Source organism: Aquimarina megaterium XH134 (assembly GCF_000520975.1).
Lineage (GTDB): Bacteria > Bacteroidota > Bacteroidia > Flavobacteriales > Flavobacteriaceae > Aquimarina > Aquimarina megaterium.
The window spans coordinates 1-5046 of sequence record NZ_JACB01000105.1 but is presented as its reverse complement, the minus strand read 5'-3'; the positions used below and the strand labels follow the sequence as shown (position 1 = coordinate 5046).

The following is a 5046-nucleotide window of genomic DNA, read 5'->3' as shown; positions in this document are numbered from 1 at the left end:
ATATACCATCAATTACTATGACAATTATACTTTTGATACGGCTTCTATAAATCTACCCGCTACTACAGCTTTTGGGCAGGAAATTATCAATCATGATAACAATAGCCCTATAAAAACCAAAGGGCTGCCTACCGGTAGTAAAGTACGGGTATTAGAGACCAATGACTGGATCACCAATCTTACAGGATATGATAAAAAAGGAAGGCCTATATATGTAGCCAGTAAAAATGAATATCTTAACACTACTGATATCGTAGAAACCCAGCTGGATTTTACAGGTAAGGTAACACAAACCAAAACCACCCATACCAAAGACAGCAATGCAGCTATTGTAACGATAGATACCTTTACCTATGATCATATAGGTAGGATGCGTACCCAAACCCAAAAGATCAATGATCAGGCAGTTGAAACTATTGTTGAAAACACCTATGATGCTTTAGGACAATTAGAAAAAAAGAAAACAGGAGGTGGATTACAAGAGGTGGATTACAGCTATAATGTACGGGGTTGGCTTACTAAAATCAATGATCCTGATATAGCTCTTGGCAACAAACTTTTTGCATTCGGCATCAATTACAACACCACTACAGAAAATCTGGGAGCAACGGCTTTGTACAATGGTAATATTAGTGAAACCTCCTGGAAAACAGCAAATGACAATACCAAAAGAGGATATGGATACCAGTATGATGCGCTCAACAGAATCATTAGTGCTTCTGGCAATGACAACAAATATACTTTGAGAGCAGTAACTTATGATAAGATAGGTAACATCTTATCATTAAACAGAAGTGGTTGGCAGAACTCAACTGCTTTTGGTGGTATGGATATTCTCAACTATGAGTATGATGCAGGAAACAAACTCTTAAAAGTAGCTGATACCGGCAATACCAGTTTTGGTTTTAAAGATGGTAGCAATACGGGTAATGATTATACCTATGATGCCAATGGCAATATGACCCAGGATCAAAACAAAGGGATTACAGGGATTACCTATAATCATTTAAATCTACCTAAAACAGTAACGGTAAATAATGCTTCTCATACCGGAAATATTACCTATATTTACGACGCCACTGGGGTAAAATTAAAAAAGATTACCACAGAGGGAAGTTCTTTAACTACTGAGTATGCTGGTAATTATGTGTATAAGAATGGTACACTAGAATTCTTTAATCACCCAGAAGGTATTGTAGAGAAAGAAGCTGATGGGTATAAATATATATACCAGTTTAAAGATCATTTAGGGAACATACGATTATCGTATAAGGACTTTAATAAAGATGGTTCTATAGCTCAAAGTGAGATTGTGCAGGAGAAGAATTATTATCCTTTTGGGATGACCCATTCTGGATATAATAGTACACTACGAGGGAGAAATCATAATTATGGGTTTAATGGTATAGAGCTTACTGAGAGTTTAGACTTGAATCTCTATGAGATGGATTTACGCAAGTACGATCCTGCAATTGCAAGATGGACAGGAATTGATCCTGTGACGCATCATTCGAATTCTACATATAACGGTTTTGATAATAATCCTGTATTCTGGGCTGATCCAAGTGGAGCAGATGGAGAAATGAGAATTCAAGACTTAAGTGGTAATTGGCATGAAATAAATTCTAATGATTATACAACAGTTTATCAAGCAAGTGATAGTGAAGAAGATAGTGACCCACAAGACGATATTACTGTTAATTCAGAAGGTATTATAACAAATGTTGTAAGAAATGGACAACCCAATAGGTTCTTTGATGAGAATGGAAATGAATTGTTTTTTAATGACCCAGGAGAAGCGGATGCTAATAATTTAAAGCCAGGAAGGTATGCTAAAGAAGATCGATTATTTTTTGGAATATCATCTATGAAACTAAATGGTATTATTAATGGAAGTATTAGTTATTTTGATCTTGTACTTGCTTTAGCACGGAAGAAAAGTAAAATCCCTGGAGATTTTGCCAATATTGCTTTAGATTCTCATGGGAATGCTGATTTTACACACTCGTATTTGATATGGGAATATTTAACCTCTACAGAAAGATCTTATTTAGATGTTGGAGTTTTTAGATCCTCATTTATATCTGATCAACATTATTTTAGATTTGGTAATGATAATACACTATACAACTTATATGATGCAGGAAACTTTATGTGGGGGAATAGAGCTAGAAAAATAGGGCTCTCTTTAAGCACTTCATTGAGGGCGGCAAAAGTTAATTCGATAATAACTTTAAATGGGTTTGATGCCAAAGCGGATCAAAATTCTATACGTAATGGGTTTAATTTTAAATAACAAAAATGGTAAGTATTAAAATAAAAAAATATTCTCTTTATTCAATAATAGGTTTTACTATATTATTATCAATAAATTTGCTACAGCTTCTTCCTGAAGAGACTAGTCTTTTTGTCAGAAGACTTAAAGCTATTGTAGGTTATTTTATTTTTATTCCATTGTTAATTATTACATCTTATTTTTCATTTATAATATTTTGGGATTACTTAAAAAATAGATTTAAGCAGCCGATTAAATATTTCTTATTTATTGTGCCATTTTTAATTTACTTAATTTATTTTTTTATTATTATGATATATGGAGTTTTTATAAAAGCATAAACTGGGTAATGTCCCAAACTGGGGTAATAGTTCAAACCGCTGCTTTTGAGAAATAGCATTATAAAGTTTGATTATCAAATAAATTATATAAGTAAAAAACAGTTACAGCAATGTAGCTGTTTTTTTTATGCATAAAAGTGAACTAAGAAAACCGTTCTCTAGCATACCAGAAAGAAGGAAAAGAATACTACAACCCCCAGCTGTTCCTAGCGTGTAATTGATTGCCCCGCTGCTCCTAGCGAATAATTGATCGCTCCCGCTATGCCTCCGGCTAGTGGCGTTTATGAGTGAGGGGTACGAGTAAGAGATAAATTATACCAAATCCACAGCATTAATGTTGTGGATTTAGTATTGTGAATAGCTCTGGAAATATTACCTATATTTACGACGCCACTGGGGTAAAATTAAAAAAGATTACCACAGAGGGAAGTTCTTTAACAACTGAGTATGCCGGTAATTATGTGTATAAGAATGGTACACTAGAATTCTTTAACCATACAGAAGGGATTGTAGAGCATGAAGCCGATGGATATAAATATGTATATCAGTACAAAGACCATTTAGGAAATATCAGATTATCCTACAAAGATGCTGATAAGAATGGTTCTGTAACGCAAGATGAGATCGTGCAGGAGAAGAACTATTATCCATTTGGGTTGCAACATGAAGGTTACAATTTTGCCGTAAATGGTAGGAAACATAATTATGGATATAATGGTATTGAGTTAAATGAAGATTTAGGTCTTTATGAAATGCCATTGCGTCCATATGATCCAACAACTGGAAGGTGGACAAGGATTGATCCTATGACGTTTCATTCTCAATCTACATATACTGGAATGGATAATAACCCAATATTTTGGGCTGATCCAAGTGGAGCAGATGGAGAAATGAGAATTCAAGACTTAAGTGGTAATTGGCATGAAATAAATTCTAATGATTATACAACAGTTTATCAAGCAAGTGATAGTGAAGAAGATAGTGACCCACAAGACGATATTACTGTTAATTCAGAAGGTATTATAACAAATGTTGTAAGAAATGGACAACCCAATAGGTTCTTTGATGAGAATGGAAATGAGTTATCATTTAATGATCCTGAAGGAGTTGATAAACCATATGCAAGTGGGGTATTTAGAAGAGGCGAACGATTGTTTTATTCAGTATCTATAGGAGAAATGAATGAAGAAATAGTAAGTTCAGGTCTTATTATGCAAAGATGGATTTCAAAAATAGGTGGTCCTCAAAGTGGGGTTTATTATATGTGGAGTTTATTTTCTGCTAGGAATAAAGGACATGGAGATTTTGATTTTGCTGAAGGATATCTTATTAACCTATCCAAGGAGAAAATACGTAGCGAAAATAGTTGGTTATCAAGAAGTAGAGCTTCCTATGTAGATGGAACAGCTTTTTATAGACTAGGAAATACGAACAATATTTATAATTTATATGACGCTGGAAATTATATGTGGGGAAGAGCAATGGGAATGTCCGGTTTTAGTTACGAAGAAACTAGATTTGGCTCTAGAGCAAACGAGTTCTTTTTTGATGCTGATGCAGATCAACAAGCAATAAAAAAAGGTTTTTTTAATCAATAAATATAAAAAATGAAAATCAATTTAATTTTCTTTTACCGTGTAGCATTTATTCTTTTCAGTGTTTCAATGATAGGTTTATTTAGCAAATTACTTTTAGGGAATGAAAACTTTTATAGATCAGTAGTTAGTCCTCTGAATTCAATGATTTTTATTCCAAGTTTTTTCTTATCATTTTTGGCAACAATATGTGGTTTAATATTGATATCAAAAAATGAAAAGTATAAAAATAAACATTTAGTACTTTTCGTGATTATCTGTATAATGTTTTTAATGATGATATACAGAGCATTTTTTATATAACTAGATAGGATAATGCCCCCGCTGCTCCTAGCGTGTCATTGATCGCTACCGCTATGCCTCTTGGCTAGTGGCGTCAAAGATTGGCAAGTAAGAGTAATAAATAAAAGAAGTCACAATTGATAAAAAAATTGTGACTTCTTTACTTGAAATCTCTTATGCCAGTATCAAAAAATGAAACTCTAATATTGTATTTTGGTCAGATAAACAGGTATTATAATATTTCATAATACATCTGGTTATATGTGGTTAGTTTCCCTATGGTGTATTGTAAATATAGTAGTGTGAAAAAATATAAGAATGACTATACCATGTAGAGATTGATGTTTTTTGGGTTATCTAAAACTGTAGTGCCACTAGCGAGACGCTAGCGGGAGCGGGGAAACTCTAATATTATATTTTGGTCAGATAAACAGGTATTATAATATTTCATAATACATCTGGTTATATGTGTTTAGTTTCGCTATGGTGTATTGCAAATATAGATGTAAATCTATTTTAGGATTAAGTATAAATATGTAAACTTTTTTTAGGA

2 protein-coding genes are annotated in these 5046 nt (G+C 33.1%); both read left to right on the top strand.

The genetic code is table 11. The annotated features are described in order from the left end of the window. A partial coding sequence (locus Z053_RS30605) for an RHS repeat domain-containing protein (protein WP_025668130.1) occupies positions 1-2296 on the top strand: 2296 nt, incomplete at its 5' end. Positions 2297-2969: 673 nt separating this feature from the next. Then, the gene (locus tag Z053_RS0127210; protein ID WP_025668128.1) at positions 2970-4214 is read left to right on the top strand and encodes an RHS repeat protein; all 1245 of its coding nucleotides are present in this window, start codon (positions 2970-2972) and stop codon (positions 4212-4214) included. The last annotated feature ends 832 nt before the right edge of the window (positions 4215-5046 follow it).